This is a genomic window from Streptomyces sp. NPDC052064, assembly GCF_055585925.1.
On record NZ_JBVJJE010000014.1, the window covers coordinates 263,217 to 285,011 of the forward strand.

Genomic DNA, 21,795 nt, shown 5'->3' on the forward strand with positions numbered 1-21,795 from the left:
GTCATACTCGCCAGTCGATTTCTTGCTTCTTTTTCGCCAGTTGCCGCATTATTTCGTCGATTATTTTGTCCGAGGGCTTCTTGTTCGCCCGCTGCTGCTCCCGAAGGTATTTTCTGACCGAGCCGAGGTTCGTGTAGGTAGGCTTTTTGACCTTCGTCTCCGACTTCTCGAACGTCCCGGCTATGTGTCGCGCACTCCGATTCGATATTTTGAGCCGATCTCCGAGAATCTTCTCTCCCGCAGAGTTGATGTGAATGCTGTGTCTCTCGTCCGGGTCCGGCTGAGGAATTCCAGTGGCCTCGTAGGTGTGGGATGTTTTGGGTTCCCAGTGCTCGGGCAATTTTCCCGTGAGCTCTGGCCGTTTCTTTATGTATCCGCCGTAAGAAGCGCTGATTCGATCGGGGAATCCGGGGAAGTCGGAGTGGTTGAAGTCCGCCTCGGCTTTGTACCAGATCATCCTGTGCTTGGCGTTCTTCCCACTTCCTCTCTCCTGCTCCGACTTACCGATGATGGAGTCGTGCGCCCACTTCTCGATTTCTCGGTGGAACAAGTCGTTCGTGCGGTGCCCTCGCGCCGGCACAAGGTTATTCGCCCCGTTGTGCCCGCCAAGACCCTTCGAACTCCCACCCGGCAGGAGGTGCATCTTGACCCACTCCGCACCCTTCCCGAGGCCATTGTTGGCAATGTACTCCCACCCCAGCGGCTGCTTTCTGCTTTTGTCCGGAACCTGGCCCTTCTTCTTCATCGTACTGTCGAGGAATTTCCCTTCCATGGACTTACTGGAAATATTCGACCCGGTGTTCTGCACCTTGTCGTAGTCCACGCGGGTGAGCTTGTCGTCGACTGTACCGGGGGATATATCCGGCGAGGGAAATTGTTCGGGGCGAGTGCGGTCCTGATTCGCTGGCGTGTTCACCCCGTGAATGCCGCTCATCGCCGCAGGGTTGAGCGTCCCTCGCACTCCGAAACTTTCGTCCCCCGTCTTGTAAAGCCCGGTCAAGCGGTAATAGTCCTTGAACTCCGCGAGGACCGATATGTGATTCGACTCCGCCAACCCCTTGTCCAGGAGTTTTTGATCGCGTGGCCGGATCTTCGCGAGAATCTTCCTCAAGCGATCTTCCTTGTCCTTATCCTCTTCTTCCTTCCGCTTGTCCCTCTTTTCTTGCTTCGGGTCAGTCTTCGACTTATTTTCGTCGTTTCTTTTTTGCTTGTCCTTTTCGTTCTTCGGCTTGCCGTCCTTGCCCTTGTCCGTGTCCTTCGGCTTGTTGGATTCCTGGTCCTTCGGTTTGCCCGGAGGGTCATTTTCCTTGGGCTTGTCCGAGTTGCCCTTGCCGTCCTTGGGCTTCGGGTCCTGCGTCGGCTTGGTGTCCTGCTTGTCCTTGTCCGGCTGCTGGTCCTTGTCCTTCGGATTGCCGTTCTTGTCCTTGGACGTCGGGGGCGTCGGCTTCGTGGACGTGTCGCTCGGGGTGTTGTTCTTCTTGTCGTCGGGCTTGCCGTTGTCCTTGCCGGGCTTGTTCGTGGGGGCCTTGGGGTTCGTCAGCTTGAGGGACGGGGCGTCGGTGTCCTTGTCCTTCGGCTTCCCGGGCTTCGTCGTCGCCGGCTTCTTGTCCTGGGGCTTGCCCGGTGCGTCCTTGTCCTTCGGCTTGGCAGGCGCGCCCTGGTCCTTGGGCTTGGCCGGAGCGCCCTGGTCCTTCGGCTTTCCGGGGCCGCCCGTGTCCTTGGGCTTCGTCGGGGGCGTGACCTTGGCCGGGGGCGTCTGCGTCTTTTCGGGAGTCGACGAGGGCTTGTCCTTGTTGGAAGCCGGCGGGTCGCCCCCGCCGTCCTTCCCCTTGTCCCCGCCCGTGTCCTTGCCGATCTTCGCGGCCACGCCCTTCAACCGCGTGCCCACCTTCGACACGTACTTGCCGATCCCGCTGAGGATCAACTCGTAGGCCATCTCCAGCAGAACCACGATGCCCGCCGCGATCGCCTTGGCGAACAGGACCCCCGCCCCGCCCTGGCGTACGGACTTCAGCCAGGTGATGACCGCGCCGATGGCCTTGAGGATCTCGCCCAGTGAGCCGATCGCGGCCTGGATCGCCTCCAGGATGGCCGCGCCCCAGCCGGCGCCGGGGATCAGCTTCGCCAGGACCTTGGTGATGACGATCTCGCCGATGATGAACGGGAGTTGGGGGACGATCGCGTCCCACACCTCCTTGGCGATCTTCTCTAGGGTCCAGCCGCCCTTCATCAGCTTGTTCCAGACGGCTTCGGTCAGGCCGGTGATCTCCTTGACCTTGTCGTTGAACCACTGCTTGACCGCGCTCTTGACCTCGTTGAAGAGGTGGTTCTTCGCGCCGTCGTACGCGGAGTTCTTCGCGCCGCTCAGCCAGCCGCCGGGGTCGGAGAGGATGTCGACGAGGATCATCATGAACTCGCCGAAAGCGGCGATGAACTTCGTCGCGAAGTCGAGGACCGCCTTCAACGCGTCCTTGCAGGCCTTCAGGACGTCGAGGAGCATCTTCTTCAGGACGTTCAGGATGTCACTGAGAAGTTTCGCGATGGACTCCAGCAGATCCTTCATGATCTGCTTCAGCGCGTTGGCGAGCTGGGTGACGAACGCGAGCGCCGCGTTGATCAGGTCCGTGATGAACTTGCGGATACGGCGGGCGATTTCGATGACCGCTTCCACCAAGGACGTGACGAACTCGATCAGGTCCTCGATGAACTGCTTGATCATCTCGACGATGCCCTCGCGGGCCGCGTTGATCCAGCCCTCGACCGTCTCCTTGAAGCTTTTCAGTTCCTCGATGATCGCGTTACGGGCGTCCTTGATGATCTGGACGACCTTGTCCCGCAGCTCGATGAACTTCTCTTTGATCCAGTCGAGCGTCTTCGACAGCCAGCCCTTGGAGTCGTCGACCTTCTCGTCCTTCTTCTTCTCCGCGTCCTCCTCGGCCTTGGTGCCCTTGTCCTTGATGTCCTTGTCGCTGGTCTCCTTCTCCTTGTCGACGTCCTTGTCGGTGTCCTCCTCTTCCTTCTTGACGTCGTCGCGGATCTTCTTCTCGCGGTCGGACTTCTTCGTGCCGAGCTTCTTCAGCTCTTCGTCCTGCTCCTTGGTCCAGTCGGAGCGCTGCTTGTCCACGTCCGTCAGGACGCCCTCGCGCTTGCCCGTCTGCTCCTTGGTGTTGGACTGGACTTCCTTGTCGACCTGCCGCTTGTGCTTCTCCTGGGACGTGCGGGTGTCCTGGTTCTTCTTCTCCCGGCCCTTGCCCATGTCCTGGCGGCCGTCGCTGAGAGCCTTCTTGAACTGCGGCTTGCGCTCGTGCTCGGCCACTTCCGAGGCCGCTTCCGGTGGTACGGCACCGGTGCCCGCACCCCCTCCGCCGACGCGAGACTTGCCGCCCTGCTCGGCCGGCACCTTCCCTTCGAGCCGTTCCTTCGGCGCGTCCGGGTAGACCTGGTCCTCGCCCATCTTGCGACCGGCGTCGTCGGCGCCGGTCTCGGCGGCCTCCTGGCTCTTGTCGTCGGTGTTGCCGCCCTGCTCCGTGGCCTTGTCGTCGGCCTGGCCCTGCATGTCGACGCCCGGCGCGGTGCCGTTCTGCGCCTCCTTCATGGCCTCGTCCTTGGTGGGCATGCCGGCGAACTGGGCGGCCAGGTCCTCCGCCGTCACATCGAAGCCGAGCCAGTCGCCGATCCCACCGATGGCGTAGCCGGCCATCATCCCGATCTGGTCGAAGAAGTCCGGCTCCTCCATCTCCTCGGCGTCGATCTTGCCTTCAGGCTTCTTCTCGCCCTTGACCTCGGCCTTCTCGTCCTTGGCGTCCTCTGCGCGCTCGGCCTTGTCCTCGTTGTACTGCGCCGCTTCCTCGGCGTCCGGCTTGCCGTGCAGGGTCTTCGGGGCGCCGGTGGGACGGTCCATGGCGGGCGGCTTGGACGCCAGCTGCTTGTGTTCCTTGCCGACGTCCTTGTCCACGGCGCCGCCGACGCTGTCCATCGCCTCGACGGCCTGGTGCGGCTTGAGGTTCGACGCGGCGGCAAGGCCCTCCTCAGGGGAGCCACCGGAGAGGTCCGGCGCCGCCTTGGGCGCCTTCTTCCCCTTGGCCGCGGAGGCCTTGCCCCCACCCGTGGAGCCGCCCTTCGAGGCGCCGCCACCGCCGCCCCCACCGCGCGCCGGCGCGGGAGCCGCCCGGGTGCCGGAGTCGTCCCCGCCCCCGGACTCGGCCTTGGTCTCCGCCCTGCTCTCCGGCTGCCGGGCCTGCTCCTTCGGCTTCTCCGTCCGCGGTTCCTGGGCCCTCGGGCTCGGCTTCTCCGTACGGGAGGAAGAGCGGGACTCCGTACGCTCGCCTGAACTCTCCGTGTTCGAGCCGGAGTTGTCGCTGCCCGGAGACTGGCTGGAGGTCGAGCCGGACGACGGTGTCGCGCCGGTATCGGCCGAGCTGCCGGAGTCGGTCGTCCCGCCACCGGACGTGGACCCCTCCGAAGTGCCGCTCGCGACCTGGTCCTTGGGCCCCTTCGACTCCTGCGGACCGGGGGACTCCTCGGCCTTCGCCGCGCCCGTGGCGCCCTCGTCGGAAGCCGCCTTCTCCCCCTCGGCTCCCTTCGTGGCCGTGTCCGACGGGGACGCGGCGGCCGAGGTGTCGGAGCGGGCCTGCGCGGAGCCCTTCTCGCCGCCGCCCGAGGACTTGTCGCCGGGCCCGCCCGCAGCGGGCGTGCCCTTCTCCTCCTTGGCAGCCTTCTCGGCCGTATCGCCGCCCGTCTCCTTCGAACGGTCCTTGGCCTCCTGAACGTTGGCCTCGGCCGCGGCCGGGCCGGCCTTGGGGTCGTCGCCCTGTTTGGGGTCCTTGGAGGCGACGCCCGGGGCGGGCTTCGGCTCGTTCTTCTCCTCGGGGTCGAGCTCGCTCTCCGTACGACGCGACTGCTCCGCCGCCTCCTCCTCGGCGCCCGGCACGGGCGGGGAGTCGTCGGTGCCCGGGTCGTCCTTCTCCGCCGCCGCCTCGCGCTCGGCGTCCTCCTCGTCCTCCTGCTCACGCTGTGCCTGCACCTTTTCGGCCCTGGTCGGCGGCGGGGCTGAGAAGGAGGGGGTGGGCGGGGCGGAGTTCCCGGCGGACTCGTCGATCTGGTCGGAGGTCGGCACGTTCGACACGTCGAGGTCCTGCTCGGGAAGGAAGTCCTCCGGCCTGAGCTTGATGTCCCAGGCGCTCTGCTCCCCGCCGCCGACCTCCACCTCGGAGTCGCCGCCCTGGACGGCGGGCTCCTCCCGCTCCTCCTCGCCCTCCTGGTCCTGGGCGCGGGCCTCGTCCAGCGTGCTGGCACGGCCGGGGAACCCCTCGTCCCTGCCCGCGACCTGGGGACTGCCCTCGTCGCGACCGGCCTCGTCCTTCTTGGCCGCCTCGGCCGCGGCGGCGCTCTCGCGAGCCTTGGCGGCGGCCTCGTCCTCGGCGTCGGTGCGCGGGCCCGCCGCCTCGTCCTGGCCGGCTTCCTTCTTGGCCTGCTCCTCGGCCTGCTTCGCCCCGGCCCGGTCGCCGTCCTTCCCGCCGCCCTGCTTTCCCTTGTCCCCCTTGTCCTGCTGCTGCCCCTGCTGTCCGCTCTTCTCCGCGCCGGACTTCGCGTCCTGCTTCCCGGGGGCCTGCGCACCGGCCTTCCCGCCGGCCCCGGCCACCTGCTGCGCCGGCTTCTGCTCCGACTGCGCGGCCGGCGAAGTGGGCTGCTCCCCGTCCCCCTTGGGGCTGGAGGCGTCCCCACCCGTCCGCGGGTCGGACTCCTTGTCGTCCTCCGCCTTCCCGGCGTCCGCGCCCGGAGTCCCACCCTGCGGGATCGTGCCGCCCGCGTTCTCCGGCGTACTGCCCGCGGCGGGAGCGGTGTCCCCTGCCCCGTCCACGGACTGCTTCTCCGGGCCGGGAGCGGGCCCCGGCCGCTCGGTGCGCTGCTGCTCCTCCTGGGCGGCCTCCTGCTCCTTCTCCCGCTCCGCCCGTACCTCCTCTGCGGTGTCCTCCTCGATCTCGGGAGCGAGGAGGCCGCGCTGCCGGGCGGTGGCCTCGCTCTCCGCCCGGCCGTCCTCGTCGATCTCCGTGACGAGGTCCACCACGAAGTCGTGCTCGGAGCTGAGCAGCCGGTGCTCCAGGCGATCCAGTACGCGCTCCTGAAGCTCCTCCGAGAGCGGGGCCAGGGAGGCGCGGACACGCTGCGCGCTGTCCGTCGGGTCGGTACGGAGCGACCGGATGACCGTGTTGGCGAGGCGGTCGACGAGCGTGGCGGGATCGAGGTGCTCGAGCCGATTGCGGTCGGCGTCGACGGTGGTGTAGCGCATCCACGCCGGAGTGCTGGCCTCCGGGGCGACCTCCGGTGTCTGCTCGCCGCGCGCCACGGCCTGGGCGGCATCCTCGGCGGCGCGCTCGGCCGCCTCGTGCGGCGCGCTGACCTGGCCCAGGTCGCGGCCCGCAGCCAACGTGCCGCTGGCGAAGGGGTGTTGGATCGTGTGCAGCAGCTCGTGCGCGAGCAGGGCGCGGCCCTGCTGCGTGCCCGGCTGGTACTGGCCCTCGCCGAAGAAGATGTCCCGGCCCACCGCCACCGCGTCCGCACCCAGCATGCCGGTGAGAGCGCTCGCGTCGCGGTCGGTGTGCAGGCGTACGGAGCCCAAATCGTGGCCGAGCTGCTCCTCCAGTTCCCGGCGCACACCGGCGTCCAGTGGCTGCCCGGCTCCGCTGACGATGTTCTTCGACTCGGGCGCGCGGTTCTTCGCCGCGCGCTCCTTGCGTTTGCGGCGGCGCTCGGCGGCGGCCTGCTCGGCCGCCTGGGAGTCCTGGGAGGCGGAGGTCGTCATCGCGTCACCTCCCCACGGCCCGAAAGTCCCGCGTGCACCGCGCGGGCCAGCTCCTGGCCGAGGCGGCGCGCGGACAACCCGGCGGGCATCGGGGGCAGGCCCGACACCCCGTCCACCGACACGGCGCCGTCCGCGGCCAGCGGCACCCCGTGTTCCCGCACGAGACGGGTCAACTCCCGCTCGAACGACGCCGATACGCGCCCTGGGTCCACGGACGAGCCGAAGCCGTCCAGGACCAGCTCGCCGATGTCGACGCGGATCTCGCGCGGCTCGGGACGACCGGCCGCGCTCTGCCGATGGGGCCTGTTCACACCCATCCGCGGACCTCCCCCGGTGTCAAGGAGCGTTCCAGCTTGAGGTATTCGGTGCGGGCCGCGGCGAGCATGTGCCGCATCTGCAGCCGGTCGCCCTCCTCGGCGGCGAGGAACGCGCCGGACAGGGCGATGTTGCGGATCGAGCCGCCCGCGACGGTGAGTTGGGCGAGGAGTTCCGGATCGATGCCCTTCGTCGGGGTCTGCGGCGGCAGTACCCGGCGCCAGATCTCCGCGCGCTCGTGCTCCGCCGGGAAGGGGAAGTCGACGACGAAGCGGATGCGACGCATGAAAGCCGTGTCCAGGGCCTTCTTCATGTTGGTGGTGAGGATGGCGAGACCCCGGTAGGCCTCCATCCGCATCAGCAGGTAGCTGACTTCGAGGTTGGCGTACCGGTCGTGGCTGTCCTTGACCTCGCTGCGCTTGCCGAAGAGCGCGTCGGCCTCGTCGAAGAGCAGGAGCGCGCCGCCTCGTTCGGCGGCGTCGAAGACCTTGCGGAGGTTCTTCTCCGTCTCGCCGATGTACTTGCTGACCACCTGCGACAAGTCGATGATGAAGAGATCCAGGCCCAGCTCCTTGGCCATGACCTCGGCGGCCAGGGTCTTGCCCGTGCCGGAGCCGCCCGCGAACAGGGCGGTGACGCCGAGGCCGCGCCGCAGCGTCGCCGCGAACCCCCACTCCTGGTGGACGGTGGCCCGCTGCCGCACATGCGCGACGATCTCCCGCAGCACGCTCGTCTGCCGGTCGTGCAGGACGAGATCGCCCCAGCCCGCCTCGGGCTCGATACGGCGGCCCAGTTCATCCATCCCGATCCGGGCCTCGTTCAGCCCGGCCCGCCAGGCGAGCCCAGCGGCGTCGAGTTCGTCCTCGCCGGGCAGATCACGGCGTACGGCGGCAGCGGCGGAACGTACGACGTGCGGCGGCAGCTCGAACTGGGCGACCAGCGATCGCAGTTCGCTCTCGCCGATGTCGACGACGTCCCGGAACGCGCCTACCCACAGACCGAGTTGCTCCTCGTCGTCCAGGCGCGGCACGGTCACCCGCTCGCCGTGCGGTCGGTCCGAGTGCCGGGGATCGCCGCTCGACACGACGACGGGAACAGCGGCCCCGGTCAGGAACGCGTCGGTGGCCGCGTGCTGGTCGCGGTCCAGCTCGCCGACCTCCACCAGCAGCACGGCGGGCAGCAGGATCGCCTCGCGCTGCCACAGACGGGCGAGCCGGTCGCGCTCCGCCGCGTCCGTGGGGATGTCCTCGGCGCTCATCGCGTACAGCCCGAGCCCGGACCGCGCGGCCGCCGCGGCGGCGATCTCGGCCCGGCTGCGCAGATCGCCGCCGACCACCTCGACGAGCAGCGGCGCATCCGGGCGCGCGGCGGTGGTCCAGCCGGCGGCGACCCGGCTCGCGGCCAGGTCGTACGACGGTGGCAGTTCGTCAGGCACCGGAGTGCGGCGCAGCTGGCCGTGCAGCCGGGCGTCCAGGTAGGGCGAGCCGAGCAGGAAGTGCAGGATGCGTTCGTCGAGCCGCAGCCGGGACAGCGTCAGGCGCGACGCGTCGTCCAGCTCGACGATGCGCCAGCGCCGCAGCGGTGCCACGGGGGTCAGGGCGCTCCAGTGCGGTTCGGCGAGGGCGGCCAGGGCGAGCGAGAAGGTGGGGTACGCCCGCTCCGGGTCACCGCTCGCGGCGGCGCAACGGGCGGCGGTCGTGGGGTCCAGCTCGAAGGCGGCGGTGAGGAGTACGAGGTCCCGTTCGAAGGCCGAGAGACCGAAGCAGGTGACGAGCGTGTCGAGGGGGGCGGTCGCGGGGGCCGCCGGGTCGTGTACGTGATCGACGGCTGTGTCACGACCGGGGGTGCCGTCGCCGGACTTCGATGCCGTGCCCGTTTCGGCCGTGCCAGGTCCGGCCGCGCGCGCCGCGTGGTTGTCGACACGGGCCAGGACGCGCCGGATCTCCGCGGTCAGCGTCGGGCTGCCGCCCGGTGCGCCCGCCATGCCCGTCCGGGGTGTCCCCATGTCCTCGCCTGCCCCCGTTGTCCCCATGCCGCCTCAGCTCTCCGCGCCCTCGGAGCCCCTCGTCGAAGAGGAGCCCGGCGACGATTCCGACGAGGAGTCCGAAGAAGGCGCGGCACCCGTGTTCTTGGCCGCGCCACGCGCGGGCCCGGCCGTCTGCGCCGCCTTGCTGGCCTGCACATCCTTTCGGGCGCGGGCAGGTGCCTTGGCCGAAGCCTTCGCGGGCGCCTTGGCCGCGGATTTCGCGGGCGCCTTGGCCGCAGCCTTCGCAGGCACCTTCGCAACCGACTTGGCGGGCGCCTTATCACGCGGCTCCCGGACGTGCGCTTCTCCCGAAGTCCCGCTCTCTGCGGGAACGGGCTCGGGAGCCGGCGCGCCGCTCTCACTGTCCCGCGGCGCCTCCGCCCGGCTGCCCGGCGGCACCGGTGCCCCGGGCGCCCCGAACGGCAGCACCCGCGCCGTGAGCCGCTCCACCGGTTTCGCCGGCACCGGCGTCTCGCGGCCCTCGATGAAGACGAGGGCCGCCTGGTAGACCACCGACAGGGCGTACGGCGTCTGGTGAAGCATCCCCCACAGCTTCGACGTCTCGTCGATGTCCATCACCGTGGGCGTGAACCGCACCCGCTGCGCCGCCTCCGCGAGATCGCTGCCCGCCAGGTGCGGGAGTTGACCGGTCTCTTCGATGACGTCCTTCGGCAGAATCGGTGTCTCGTGCAGGGTTCGCACCACGGAGCCGATGAGCCGCTGCCCGACCAGGGTCGTCTCGTCGCCGTACGCACTGATGAGGTAGTGCAGGTCCAGCGCGGCGGCCGGCCGCTTCACCAGCGTGCCGTCGGACGCCCGGGTCGGCAGGTCGTTGTTGCGCATCGACGTGTTGGGCGTGACCTGGTAGAGGAACACGTTGAGGGTGGGGTAGTCCGGCGGCTCCGTCGGCGGCTTGTGCGGCTCCACCTTCACGGCCTCGTCGAACTCCGGGCCCACGTTGGACGCGAGCAGCAGGGCGAGGGCCTGGGTGACATGGGCGATGGCGAGTGCGTTGCTCATGAAGTCGGTTCCTCGGTTCCTCGATCCGTCATGTCACTCCCGCCCCCGCGCCAGATAGTCGGCCAGGCTCAAGGTCACGCCCGGCCGCTCCCTCGACGACGTACGCTGCCGGGCGCCGCCGGACGGCGACGGTCCCGCCGTCACCTCCAGCCGCCCGATCTGCACCTGGACCACCTGCTCGGGCGCCCGAGAGGGCCGCCGCGCCGCTGCCTGCCGTACGGCGTCCCGTGCCGCCGCGGTGTCTGCGGCGCTGGGCCGCGCGGCCGAGGCGGCAGCGGGGGATACGGCGTCCGTGCCCGGGGGGATGGGCACGGACGCCGTGCTCTGGGGTGCGCCCCGCTCCGTGCGCCCACGGCCCGCCGCCCGGTGCGCGGCGTCGGGCGCCGGCCGCTGCTCCGCGGCGACGGGCGCGACGGGGCGCAGCAGCGGCGCCTCGGGCAGTGCCCTCGAGGCGGGCCGCGGTGCCGGATCCGCGGGCGCGCGTTCGGTGTGTACGACGGTCCGCTCCCGTTCCGTATGGGTCCGGGGCGCGGCAGCCGTCGGACGCGGCGCCTCCCCCGGGCGTACGGCGGACGGTGTGGCGGAGGGCCACAGCAGGTCGGAGCCGTCGTCCGGCTCCGGCGCGGTGCCGCGGACCGCGTCCACCCGCTCGAACGGGCCCGGCAGTCGGGGCCGTACCCGCACCACACCCGCACGCGGACCGGCGACAGCGGCCGGAGCGTGCCGGGCGATCAGCCGGTCGAGGAAGTCGGGAACCGGCGCCCCTTCGGCGTCAGACATCCGCACACAGCTCCAGGTAGTAACGGCGCCGCAGCGGGCTGAGCGCCAGGATCTCCGGCTCGCTCCAGCCGTAGGAGGTGGCGAGCAGATGGACGTCGAGCAGCAGGTCCCGGGCCCAGGCGTCCAGTTCGGTCCACAGATAGGAGGCGATGTCGAGTTCGGCCCGGGTGGCCTCGCCGCACCCAGGGCAGGCGACGTTGAGCGTCACGTCCGCCCCGGGGTCGGCGGCCTCGACGGCCTCGGCGATCCGGCGCTGGACCGGGACGGGCAGGTCACCGGCGGCCACGGCCGCCCCGTCGCGCAGCGCCGAGACCAGGCACCGGGCGAGCAGGGCCCTGCGCGGGTCGGCCGCCCGGGCCGCCGCCGTCAGGTCGGCGACCCCAGGCAGCCGGAACTCGACGTCCCAGCCGTCCTGCCGCACCCGCACGACGGACCCGGCGGACGAGTCGCCCTCGTCCACCGCACCTCCCTGCCGGTCGACCGGACCGCCCCGCCCGCCCAGCGACCGAGCGAACTCCCCGGCGTCCAGGTCGAACTCCATGTCCTCCCCGCACGCCGAGCACGCGAGCCGTACCTGCATCCGCTCCCCGAACAGGGCCCGGCGCAGCGCGAACAGGTCGGCCTCGCGCTCCCCCACCGGCAGTACCGGCAGGCTCGCTGCGTCGGCGTCCGGGCGGGCCGTGCGGTGCAGCAGCAGGGCGCGCCCGTTCGGTGCCTCGGCGAGGCCCGCCTCCCAGGTGGCCAGCAGCTCGGCCGCCCCGGTGATCGCCATGTTCTCCCCCCGCTTCCTCAACTCCCCCTATATCAGGCTGGGTTGATGAACGACGGCTCCTCCGGCTCGGGCACCTCGTAGTCCCGCTCCCAGCCCTCGCACTCGAGCTTCAGCGACTGGATGGCCACCGCGTTGGCGTTGGCGTCCAGTTCGCCGAGGACCTGGTACTCGCTGGGCCAGGTCCGGTACAGCTTGTGCGAGACGGCGACCTGGCCGGCCTCGTTGAGGACCTGGATCACGATGTCCTTACGGAAGTCGGCGAGGGACACCTCGGAGCCGAGGCCCGCGCCGACCTGCCAGACCTTGTTGGCCCAGCGGTCGAACTCGGGGTCGTGCGTGACGCCGCGCTCCAGGGTGATGCCCTCGAACTCGGAGCGGCCCGGCGACTTGCGCGGGGACGAGGGGTCGCCACCGTGCCGGTGCTTGACGACCTCGGTGGTCCGCTTCAGCGGACTGATCTTGCTGATGCCGGCGACCGTCCGACCGTCCCACAGGACCAGGAACTTGAAGTTCTTGTACGGGTCGAAACGATGGGCGTTGACCGTGAACTCTGCCATCGAAATGTCCTCAGGGATTCCTTAGAGCGCGAACTGCCCGGACGTCTGCTGAATCTTGACGATCACGAACTCGGCCGGGCGGACCGGCGCGATGCCGACCAGGACGTTGACGATGCCGTTCTCGATGTCCTCGGCGGTCGTGGTGTCGCTGTCGCACTTGACGAAGTAGGCGTCGCGGGGCGTACCGCCTTTGAAGGCGCCCTGGCGGAAGAGGGTGTGCAGGTACGAGGAGGCGGCGAGCCGGATCTGCTGCCACAGGTTCTCGTCGTTGGGCTCGAACACCACCCACTGGAGGCCTCGCTGAAGGCTCTCCTCGACGTGCAGGGCGAGTCGCCGCACCGGCACGTACTTCCACTCGCTGTCGAGGGCGTCGGAGCCCTCCAGCGTGCGCGCTCCCCAGACCACCGGGCCGGTGACCGGGAAGGTGCGCAGGCAGTTGACGCCGAGCGGGTTGAGCAGGCCGGTCTCGCGGTCGGTCAGGTTGACCGTGAGCGAGCGCACGCCGGCGAGCCGGGCCTCGGTGCCGGCCGGGGCCTTCCACACGCCGCGCTCGGAGTCCGTACGGGCGATGACGCCCGCGACCGCGCCGGACGGCGGGAAGGAGCGCAGCCGGCCCGTGAGGGGGTCGGTGAGCTGGAGGTGCGGGAAGTACAGGCCCGCGTGGTTGCCGCGCACGGCGTCGAAGGCGGCGAGCCCGGCCCGGGCGGTGTCGACGCTCACCCAGGTGCTCGGCGCGTCGACCAGCAGGAAGATCCGCCTCTCCTGGCACAGCCGCTGGGCGGCCGAGACGACGGTGACGGCGTCCTCCGTCTTCTCGTACGCCGCGAGTTCGGGCAGCACGAGGAGGTTGACGTCGGCGACGCCGCGCAGCGCCTGGATGCCGGACTTGTCGGCCTCGGAGCCGATGAGGTCGCGCGGTCCGGGCGCCTCGCCGTCCTCGCCGCCTTCCAGCGGGAAGACGGGCGGGTTGACCGAGGCCTCCAGGCCCAGGTCGTTGGCGCACTCGCCGAGGAAGCGGACGACGTCCTCGGGGTCGGTAGAGCCCGCGACGACCTGGATACGCCGGCCGAAGGCGGTGACCTCGGCGCCCGCGAAGGCGTGCTTGCCGGGCGCGTCGGGCAGGGCGCGCAGCTTGCGCTCCAGCAGCAGCGCCAGCTCGGCGACGGAGTGCGGGGCCTCGCCGTCGCAGTCGGGGTCGTAGAGCGTGAACTCCCGCTCGACGTCGCCGATCTTGACCGTGAGGTCCACGGCGAGGTCGGGCAGTTCGTGCCCGAACGGCTTGGAGACGGTGCCGGACGGGTCGGGGCGGCCCTCGCCGACGACCTCGACGCGGATCAGCCGGGAGCCGGCGTTGACGACGGTCTGCACGTACCGGCCGTGGGACGGGTCGGTGGACAGGCCGGTGAAGCTCTCGCGGGCCTCGCCCTTGGCGTCATGGACGCGCAGGTTGAAGGTCTCGTCGGGGCAGGTCGTGTCGTAGTCGACGGCGACGCGCAGGCCGTTGCCCCACACGCCGGGTTCCTTGGCGTGCACCTTGAGGACGTCGCACTCGCTGTGGCCCTCGGTGGACTCCAGGGTGACGCCGGCGGCCTTGCCGCTGCCGGCCTTGGCGACGCGGACGATCACGGCGACGGTGCCGCCGTTGCCGAAGAACTGGTGAACGGCGTAGCCGACGGCGCTCTGGGCGCTCAACCCCCCGAAGCGGCGCTCGAACTCGGTGAAGCTGGTGACGCGGACCGGCTCGTTCAGCGGACCGCGCCGGGTGTGGCCCACGAAGGCGGTCACCGAAGTGGTCAGGGTCGAGATGGTGCGGGTGCTGCTGGGAAGCTCTTCGACGTAGACGCCGGGATACGTCGGCTTGGCGGCGCTCACTGCACTCATCGGCATTCCCCCTCCTATCCCTGTCTCGGGCACCGGATGAAGGCACCAAGAGAGGAGGGAGAGACGTTGCGGCCGTGCGCGAGGACCTGGCCCCCGCCCGTCGACGGTGGCCACGCGCGCACCTCATCAGTTCCCCCGTCAGTACCCGCGCGGTTCGGTCGCACGGGTCAAGCAGCGCGCTTGTGACTCCTGATGCTCAAGTGCTCAACCCACCTTGCTCCGTTCATAGTTGACCGAACAAGGCAGGTTCTGGCCAGCACAGTAGAAGGTTTTGTGAAGGCAAAATTCCGCGATCCGCACATCCCGCCCGCGCGCCCTCGTGGACTGGTCCACACCTCCTGCACAGCGGCGGCGTCCGCGGGCGGAGGGCATGCCTGGGAGACCCCGCATTTCCGGCACCGGCGTCTCATCCGCCCGGCGCACCCCCCGGGTCCTCCCCCAGTCGTCCATCCGTCGATGGCCGGTTTCAACAGGGCGGCATGGACGCGCGCGAAGTTGATCGATGCCTTACGGGATCCACCTTCGAGTGCCCCCTTTCGACCGGGACATGCCCGACCGAAACGCCAGCCCGCGCCACCCCTTCCTGCGCGTAGAAACATCTACGAGCATGGCCACTGCCGGACCGGCACGCGGAGCCCTGGGCTCCGCGGGTCACCGGCCCGTGTCCAGCGTGCGCCCGTCAGGGCGCGGCCGACTGTGCCTGGGGTGGCCATGCAGAGCGTGATGTGGAAGCAAGCCGTCGAGTGGCTCGCCGCGGCCGCCCGGGACCCTCAGGAGTGCAAGCGGGAGTGGGACTACGGCACGGGGACGGCGCTCGTGGAGGCGGGGCGGTACTGGGACGTGCTCAGCGTCCCCGACCGGCTCGGCCTGCTCGCCCTGGACTATCTGTGGCACGACCCCTTGAAGGTGCCCGGTCCCACCCTGGTGGACTGCGCGGCACGCAGAGTGGGCTTCTTCCTGCCACCCGACCCCGTCAGCGAGTGGGTCGGTTCCGGTGTCCGGCACGTCGGCCGGGGCTCCTGGGTCGCCGTGCCGCCGCCGTACCGGTCCGCCGGGCGCCTGGAGTGGCTCGTCCCGCCGGACGGCACGGGCACGCTGCACGCCCCGGGCACGCTGGAGTCGGCCCTGCGGGAGGCCACCGAGGCCCTCGCCGTGCTGGCACCGGTCAGCGCGGAACACGCGGTGGCTGACTGCTGGTGAGGCGAGTGCCGTCGGGGGCGGCCGTCCCCGGGTGCCGGCCGGCGGTCCATGTGGTGAGGGCGGCCCAGGTCTCGCTCGCGGACGGGGCCGCGAAGGAGACCCACTGGCCGTCACGGTGCTCCGGGACCGCGTGCCCCCTGGCCTGCCATTCGGCGACGAGCGCCGCGTAGATGGGCGGGTGACCCCCGTATCCGCTGGTGAGTTCGGCATACGACCGGGGAGCGGCGTCGTTCCCGAGAAGGCGCCGCGCCGTCTCAGTGCTGTCCATGCCCGGGCAACGCGACACGGCGCGTCCGTGGTACGCGGGCCGGGCACCGTCCGTCGGGTCGAGTGAACCCGTCACCCGTACGGCGGCACGCGGGCACCGGACAAACATCCGCTCAGGCGGTCGCCCGTTCAGGCGGGGTCGTTCCCGGACCGGTCGTGCCGAACCACGGCCGCCCGGGTCATCGGCGACACGCTCACTCCAGCGGCGTCCGGCACGGCTCGCATTTCTGACGGTCGCCTCGACCCCGGCCGCACGCATCCGGTAACACTGACCTCAGACCGAGGACCGGGCCGGCACCGCGCCCGGAACCGGTCCTCCCGGTACGACGGCAGGGAGAGGCCATGTCACAGCGCCCTGACCTCCGGCAGCGCAGGGCCGTGCTGGAGCACGAGTGGTCCCGCTGGGTGCCGCGGCTGAGCGTCGCGGGCGCGCGGCCGGGCGGCAGCGCGGCGTTGCGCCACGAGGTGACCGAGTCCTGGGTGCGTTCGCTGAGCAGCGTGGACCCCGGGCGGGACAGCGCCCCGGCCACCGACGGCGGCCCCGTTCACCAGCGCTGGACGTCCTCACCGCTGTACCGGCCGGTCTCGGGACTCACCGGGGAACTGCGCAGCATCGCCGAGGACGCCGGGTTCGTCACGGCGGTCACCGACGAGTCCGGCACCATCCTGTGGACCTGTGGCGGCCCGACCATGCGCCGCCGGGCCGAGCGTGTCAACTTCGCGCCGGGCGGCCGGTGGGACGAGCAGGCCATGGGCACCAACGCCCTGTCCCTCGCCCTGCGCACCGGCCGTCCCAGCTCCGTCTTCTCGGCCGAGCACCTGGTGTCCGCCCTGCACGGCTGGGTCTGCTATTGCGCCCCGGTCCACGGCCCGGACGGGCGCGTCCTCGGCGTGCTGGACCTGTCGACCACCTGGGACCGTTCGCACCCCCTGGCCATGTCCACCGTACGCACGCTGGTGTCCACCATCGAGGCCCGCCTCACCACGGAACAGCCCCGCCCGGGGCAGGTGCGGCTCACCTGCCTCGGCGCGGAACAAGCCGTGCCTGCCGTACGGGAGGGACGCCCACTGCCTCTGCGCCCCCGCCAGTTGGAGATCCTCACCCTGCTCGCACTCGAACCCGACGGCTTCTCCCCGGGGCGGCTGCGCGCCGCCCTCTACGGCGACCGGCCGGTCACCGCGTCCACCTTCAAGGCGGAGATCTCCCACCTGCGCCGCGCCCTCGCCGGCGGCATCTCCCCCCGCCGCTACGCCCTGACGATCCCGGTCTCCTGCGACGCCGCCGACGTCCTGCGCGCGCTGGAGCTGGGCGACACCGACACCGCCCTGTGCCTCTACGGCGGCCCGCTGCTCCCCCGCTCCGAGGCACCCGGTATCGAGGAGTGGCGCACCCGCCTCGAAGTGGCCGTACGCGAGGCCGTACTGGCGAGCACCCGCCCGGAACACGCCCTGCGCTACGGCGAACGGGCCCCGTACGACGCGGAGATCCACGAACACGCGCTGCGCCTGCTCGGCAGGGACGACACCCGCCGCGCGATCGCGCGGGGCCGCCTGACCACGGCCCGGCGCGACTGACGGCACAATGCGGCGCCAACCTCGCGCCAACCTCCCGGGAGCACAGTGAGGTCGTCACGACGGCGTGAACCGTAACCCGCCCGTCATCTCACCGAGGAGAGCCGCCATGGTGTACGCGCAGCCCGGAACGGACGGCAGCATCGTCACCTTCGCCCGCCGCTACGACAACTTCATCGACGGCGACTGGGTCGCCCCCGTCGAGGGCCGCTACTTCCAGAACCCGACCCCCGTGACCGGCAAGGTCTTCTGCGAGGTCGCCCGCTCCTCCGCGGCCGACGTCGACCTGGCCCTGGACGCCGCGCACCGGGCGGCCGAACAGTGGGGCCGCACGTCCACCGCGGAACGCGCGCGTGTCCTCAACAGGATCGCCGACCGCATCGAGGAGCACCTGGAGCAGATCGCGGTCGCCGAGACCTGGGAGAACGGCAAGCCGGTCCGCGAGACGCTGGCCGCCGACATCCCGCTGGCCGTCGACCACTTCCGGTACTTCGCCGGTGTCGTCCGCGCGCAGGAGGGCAGCATCGCGGAGATCGACGCCGACACCGTCGCGTACCACTTCCACGAACCGCTGGGTGTGGTCGGCCAGATCATCCCGTGGAACTTCCCGATCCTCATGGCCACCTGGAAGCTGGCCCCCGCGCTGGCCGCCGGCAACTGCGTGGTCATCAAACCGGCCGAGCAGACCCCGGTCAGCCTCCTCTACGTCATCGACCTGATCGCCGACCTGCTCCCGCCGGGCGTGGTCAACGTGGTCAACGGCTTCGGCGTGGAGGCGGGCAAGCCCCTGGCCTCCAGCCCTCGCGTGGCGAAGGTGGCGTTCACCGGCGAGACGACGACCGGCCGCCTGATCATGCAGTACGCGAGCGAGAACATCATCCCCGTCACGCTCGAACTGGGCGGCAAGAGCCCGAACATCTTCCTGCCCGACGTGATGGCCGCCGACGACGACTTCCTGGACAAGGCGGTCGAGGGCTTCGTGATGTTCGCCCTGAACCAGGGCGAGGTGTGCACGTGCCCGTCCCGCGCCCTGATCCCGTCGTCGATCTACGACGACTTCATGGCCCGCTGCGTCGAGCGCACCCGGGCCATCGTCGGCGGCGACCCGCTGGACCCGGCCACCATGCTCGGCGCGCAGGCGAGCAACGACCAGTACGAGAAGATCCTCTCCTACCTCGACATCGGCAGGAAGGAAGGCGCCGAACTGGTCACGGGCGGCAACCCCCGTACGGTCCCCGGCCTGGAAGGCGGCTACTACATCGAGCCGACGATCTTCCGCGGCACCAACGACATGCGGATCTTCCAGGAGGAGATCTTCGGCCCGGTGGTCTCGGTGACGACGTACGACTCCGTCGACGAGGCCTTGAAGATCGCCAACGACACGCTGTACGGCCTCGGCGCGGGCGTGTGGACCCGCGACGGCAACACGGCCTACCGCCTGGGCCGCGAGATCAAGGCCGGCCGGGTGTGGACCAACTGCTACCACGCGTACCCGGCACACGCGGCGTTCGGCGGCTACAAGAAGTCCGGCATAGGCCGTGAGACCCACAAGATGATGCTCGACCACTACCAGCAGACGAAGAACATTCTTTGTTCTTATAGCCCTCAGAAACTTGGCTTCTTCTAGAGCCAGAAGTCGGGTTGCTTGAGGCGTCGTTGCGCTTCAGGCAACCCGTCATAAAAGATACCTACCGTAATCAATCGGGTTCTGAAAGCTACCGTCTGGCATCCAAGGGAGTTCCCGCCGGACCATTCGCGGACCAAAGAGCCCCGAAGGACACAACCCACGAGCCGCCCGCTCACGAGCGCAGCGATCCGTCGATACCCGTAAGCAGCGCCGAACCGTCGGCAGCACTGGGAGAGCTCTTCGACCTCATAGCCGCCCTGAACGAATCCGCATCGCGAGCGAAGTCTCCTCGCGGCGAGAACGGCCCTGCCGACGTACACGAGCTGCCGAAGACCACGAAGAGGACAGCCCGGAAAAGGCCGGGCAAAGAGGCCGCCGCGAGGAAGCCCGCCCCAAGCTCCTGACTTGAACGAGGCCGTTGTCAGTGCCTCGTGCGATCCTCACCCGGAAGCGGGCACTTCAGAAGGAGACCAGGTGGCGAGGGGACGTCCGCGGAAGGATCCACGCGATCCGGTGCTGATTCTGCGGGATGCCGGGCTCGAACCACTGGAGCCCTATCCAGGAAGTGATAAGCCCTGGCGCTGCCGCCATGAAGCGTGCGGGAGAGAAGTGTCACCGCGGCTGGGCAACATTGCTGCGGGCCGGCAGGGCGGCTGCCGGTACTGCTCGGGCACGGTTCCGATTCCTCCGGAGGAGGCGGTGGCGCTGATGCGCTCGGCCGGCCTGGAACCGCTGGAGCCGTATCCCGGGGCGACACCCCCTTGGCGCTGCCGGCACGTGTCGTGCGGTCGGGAGGTCAAGCCGCGCTACTCGTACATCAAACGCGGAGGGGGGCCGTGCCGATGGTGCGCGCCGAACGCGCCGGTTGATCCGGACCAGGCCGCTGCGCTCATGAGGTCGGCGGGTCTGGAACCGTTGGAGCCCTATTCCGGGACCGACACCCCCTGGCGGTGCCGCTGCACAACCTGCGGCACGATCGGGACACCCACTCATGGGTCGGTCAAGGGCGGACAAGGGGGCTGCGGTCCGTGCGGACGCAAGAACGCCGGGCAGGGCATCAGCCGGGCATGGTCGCGTCGCCGCGAACTGCCCCGCACGGACGGCGACCGGGCCGCAGTTGAGGCGAAGGACTTCGGCCTTGAGCCGCTGGTGTCCTACCCGGGACCGAGCAGGCTGTGGCACTGTCGCCACCTCGCGTGCGGCCGAGACGTCGAGATCAGGTTGAGTAACCTCAGGCGCGGCCTTCGGGCATGCCCGTACTGCCCTCCCTCCCCGGGTGGCCGACGCCGCTGGCCCGCGGACGAAGCCGAGGCCCTCATGCGTGTGGCCGACCTGGAACCGCTCGAACCGTACGCCGGGCGCCGAGACAAGGCATGGCGGTGTCGCTGCAACGGCTGTGGGCGTGAGACATCACCGAGTCTGGGCGGCATTCTGGCGGGCCAGGGCGGCTGTCGGCACTGCGCCGATGTGAGGGCGGCAGCGGGCAGAAAGACCGACCCGGGCACCGCGGTGGCTGCCATGCGCGCGGCTGGACTGGAGCCGCTGGAGCCCTATGCCACCTCGGTGACTGCGTGGCGGTGCCGTTGCACAACCTGCGGCAACGAGATCTCCCCGACACTCATGAAGATCCGTGCTGGTGTCGGATGCAAGTTCTGCGCCACCCACGGCATCGATCTGGCAGGACCGTCGAAGGTCTACGTGATCACCCACCAGGAGTGGAAAGCCGTCAAGATCGGGATCGGGGCCTGCACGGGCTACACCTCCCGCCTCATCCAACACGAACGCCAGGGTTGGCAACTGCATCAGGCCCGTGACTACACCACCGGCGCGGCCGCCTACGACGTCGAACAGGCCGTGCTGGGCCGCCTGCGTCAGGCTGGACTCACCCCCTTCCTCACGAGCGACGTCATGCCGAACGGCTGGACAGAGACCTGCTCCGCAACCCGCGTCACGGCGGCCGAGGTCTGGGCCATGGTCGACGAGGAAACCCGGAGCGCAGAGGAACCCTTCGCGCCCCGAGTCGGCGCCCGCCCCCGAGCCGCGGTCCTCATCAACGCGGAGGCCGCAGCCGCCGAAATGCGGGCCTGCGGATACGAGCCACTCGTGCCGTATCCCGGCCGCACCAACGCGACTTGGCCCTCACGCTGCATGACCTGCGGGCACGAGGGGCGTCCAACGTTCAACGCCGTCCGCAACGCGGGCCAGCGCTGTCGAATCTGCCGAGCGAAGGAGACCCAGGCGAAACGCGCCGCCACGAACGCGCCCAAGGCCGGAGAAACCATGCGCGCGGCCGGACTCGAACCGCTGGAACCCTACCCGGGCAGCCAAACGCCGTGGCGGTGCCGCTGCACCACATGCGGTCGCGAAACCAGCCCCACCTACTCCAACGTCAACAGCGGTTCGAAGGGCTGCCGGTTCTGTGCCCTCGATCTGGCAACCGACGAGCGTGCGTCCGCGGAAGTGCGAGCGGCCGGGTTCGAGCCGCTGGAGCCGTACCCCGGTCGTACCACGGACCGTTGGCGCTGCCGCTGTTCCTGTGGGAACGAGGTCCCGACACGCCTGTCCTCCATCCGGTCGGGAACGACCGGCTGCAAGAAGTGCCCCCGATCCGGTGGCCGAACCGATCCCGCGACAGCCGTCGCGGAGGCGCGGGCCGCCGGGTTCGAACCGTTGGAGCCCTATCCGGGGAGGACTACCGACCGGTGGCGCTGCCGCTGCAGGTGCAGCACGGACCTTACGCTCACCCTGGCCAGCATCAGAGGAGGCCGTACCGCGTGCGGAACGTGCTCCCGAGGCGCGACTCGGCAACCGTCGCTCACGACGAGCGCCGCCACTGACACCGAGTAGTCGAGCAAGCCCGGGTTCCGCCGTACTAACCGTTTTAGACACCATCTCATTTGGTGAGTCGGCGGTAGCAGATGAGGGTGCAGGCGATGCTGGTGAAGGCGAGGAAGTGCTCGGCTTTGCGTTCGTAGC

Annotated in this window: 13 protein-coding genes; 4 read left to right on the forward strand and 9 right to left on the reverse strand. The window is 70.0% G+C overall.

The window, feature by feature from the left end; translation table 11 throughout:
- Nucleotide 1 precedes the first annotated feature (1 nt).
- From ACZ6TU_RS33335 to ACZ6TU_RS33370, 8 genes are read right to left on the reverse strand one after another with little or no spacing between them, the layout of a single operon-like run.
- Nucleotides 2–6,802, reverse strand: coding sequence for an eCIS core domain-containing protein (locus tag ACZ6TU_RS33335; protein ID WP_469552615.1), 6,801 nt, complete (start codon nucleotides 6,800–6,802; stop codon nucleotides 2–4).
- Nucleotides 6,799–7,119, reverse strand: coding sequence for a hypothetical protein (locus ACZ6TU_RS33340; RefSeq protein ID WP_467678256.1), 321 nt, complete (start codon nucleotides 7,117–7,119; stop codon nucleotides 6,799–6,801). Before ACZ6TU_RS33340 ends, ACZ6TU_RS33335 begins: the two co-directional genes overlap by 4 nt.
- Entirely contained in the window at nucleotides 7,110–9,122 is a 2,013-nt protein-coding gene (locus tag ACZ6TU_RS33345) for an ATP-binding protein (protein WP_467678254.1), read from the reverse strand. Before ACZ6TU_RS33345 ends, ACZ6TU_RS33340 begins: the two co-directional genes overlap by 10 nt.
- 33 nt (nucleotides 9,123–9,155) lie before the next feature.
- On the reverse strand, nucleotides 9,156–10,163 hold the full coding sequence (locus tag ACZ6TU_RS33350) for a Pvc16 family protein (RefSeq protein ID WP_467678252.1): 1,008 nt from the start codon (nucleotides 10,161–10,163) through the stop codon (nucleotides 9,156–9,158).
- Nucleotides 10,164–10,196: 33 nt separating this feature from the next.
- Nucleotides 10,197–10,943 carry a hypothetical protein gene (locus ACZ6TU_RS33355; RefSeq protein ID WP_469552616.1) on the reverse strand — a complete coding sequence of 249 codons (747 nt, stop codon included), beginning with the start codon at nucleotides 10,941–10,943 and terminating at the stop codon, nucleotides 10,197–10,199.
- Nucleotides 10,936–11,715 carry a T4 family baseplate hub assembly chaperone gene (locus ACZ6TU_RS33360; protein WP_467678248.1) on the reverse strand — a complete coding sequence of 260 codons (780 nt, stop codon included), beginning with the start codon at nucleotides 11,713–11,715 and terminating at the stop codon, nucleotides 10,936–10,938. Before ACZ6TU_RS33360 ends, ACZ6TU_RS33355 begins: the two co-directional genes overlap by 8 nt.
- A 32-nt stretch (nucleotides 11,716–11,747) precedes the next feature.
- Nucleotides 11,748–12,272 carry a phage tail protein gene (locus ACZ6TU_RS33365; protein ID WP_467678246.1) on the reverse strand — a complete coding sequence of 175 codons (525 nt, stop codon included), beginning with the start codon at nucleotides 12,270–12,272 and terminating at the stop codon, nucleotides 11,748–11,750.
- Between the two features lie 21 nt (nucleotides 12,273–12,293).
- Nucleotides 12,294–14,159 (reverse strand): phage tail sheath subtilisin-like domain-containing protein, encoded by a 1,866-nt coding sequence (locus ACZ6TU_RS33370; protein ID WP_467678244.1) that lies wholly within the window; start codon nucleotides 14,157–14,159, stop codon nucleotides 12,294–12,296.
- Nucleotides 14,160–14,864: 705 nt separating this feature from the next.
- Here ACZ6TU_RS33370 and ACZ6TU_RS33375 point away from each other — a divergent pair.
- A complete protein-coding gene (locus tag ACZ6TU_RS33375; RefSeq protein WP_467678654.1) occupies nucleotides 14,865–15,353 on the forward strand; it encodes a hypothetical protein in 489 nt (162 codons plus the stop codon).
- On the opposite strand, the gene ACZ6TU_RS33380 is transcribed toward ACZ6TU_RS33375, so the two are convergent.
- A complete protein-coding gene (locus tag ACZ6TU_RS33380) occupies nucleotides 15,319–15,621 on the reverse strand; it encodes a hypothetical protein (protein ID WP_467678242.1) in 303 nt (100 codons plus the stop codon). The genes ACZ6TU_RS33375 and ACZ6TU_RS33380 overlap by 35 nt on opposite strands.
- A gap of 341 nt (nucleotides 15,622–15,962) precedes the next feature.
- On the opposite strand from ACZ6TU_RS33380, the gene ACZ6TU_RS33385 reads away from it, so the two are divergent.
- From ACZ6TU_RS33385 to ACZ6TU_RS33395, 3 genes are all read left to right on the forward strand, one after another.
- Entirely contained in the window at nucleotides 15,963–17,195 is a 1,233-nt protein-coding gene (locus tag ACZ6TU_RS33385; RefSeq protein ID WP_469552618.1) for an AfsR/SARP family transcriptional regulator, read from the forward strand.
- 106 nt (nucleotides 17,196–17,301) lie between these two features.
- Complete coding sequence (gene adh / locus ACZ6TU_RS33390; protein WP_467678238.1) at nucleotides 17,302–18,819, forward strand: aldehyde dehydrogenase; 1,518 nt, start codon at nucleotides 17,302–17,304, stop codon at nucleotides 18,817–18,819.
- A 1,620-nt stretch (nucleotides 18,820–20,439) separates the two neighbouring features.
- On the forward strand, nucleotides 20,440–21,666 hold the full coding sequence (locus ACZ6TU_RS33395; protein WP_469552621.1) for a hypothetical protein: 1,227 nt from the start codon (nucleotides 20,440–20,442) through the stop codon (nucleotides 21,664–21,666).
- Nucleotides 21,667–21,795 lie beyond the last annotated feature (129 nt).

Coding starts and splice junctions, on each gene's coding strand:
- ACZ6TU_RS33385 (WP_469552618.1), top strand. CDS start 15,963: ATGTCACAGCGCCCTGACCTCCGGCAGCGCAGGGCCGTGCTGGAGCAC.
- ACZ6TU_RS33335 (WP_469552615.1), bottom strand. CDS start 6,802: ATGACGACCTCCGCCTCCCAGGACTCCCAGGCGGCCGAGCAGGCCGCC.
- ACZ6TU_RS33370 (WP_467678244.1), bottom strand. CDS start 14,159: ATGCCGATGAGTGCAGTGAGCGCCGCCAAGCCGACGTATCCCGGCGTC.
- ACZ6TU_RS33350 (WP_467678252.1), bottom strand. CDS start 10,163: ATGAGCAACGCACTCGCCATCGCCCATGTCACCCAGGCCCTCGCCCTG.
- ACZ6TU_RS33380 (WP_467678242.1), bottom strand. CDS start 15,621: ATGGACAGCACTGAGACGGCGCGGCGCCTTCTCGGGAACGACGCCGCT.
- ACZ6TU_RS33340 (WP_467678256.1), bottom strand. CDS start 7,119: ATGGGTGTGAACAGGCCCCATCGGCAGAGCGCGGCCGGTCGTCCCGAG.
- ACZ6TU_RS33345 (WP_467678254.1), bottom strand. CDS start 9,122: ATGGGGACACCCCGGACGGGCATGGCGGGCGCACCGGGCGGCAGCCCG.
- ACZ6TU_RS33375 (WP_467678654.1), top strand. CDS start 14,865: ATGCAGAGCGTGATGTGGAAGCAAGCCGTCGAGTGGCTCGCCGCGGCC.
- ACZ6TU_RS33395 (WP_469552621.1), top strand. CDS start 20,440: ATGAAGATCCGTGCTGGTGTCGGATGCAAGTTCTGCGCCACCCACGGC.
- ACZ6TU_RS33355 (WP_469552616.1), bottom strand. CDS start 10,943: ATGTCTGACGCCGAAGGGGCGCCGGTTCCCGACTTCCTCGACCGGCTG.
- adh (WP_467678238.1), top strand. CDS start 17,302: ATGGTGTACGCGCAGCCCGGAACGGACGGCAGCATCGTCACCTTCGCC.
- ACZ6TU_RS33360 (WP_467678248.1), bottom strand. CDS start 11,715: ATGGCGATCACCGGGGCGGCCGAGCTGCTGGCCACCTGGGAGGCGGGC.
- ACZ6TU_RS33365 (WP_467678246.1), bottom strand. CDS start 12,272: ATGGCAGAGTTCACGGTCAACGCCCATCGTTTCGACCCGTACAAGAAC.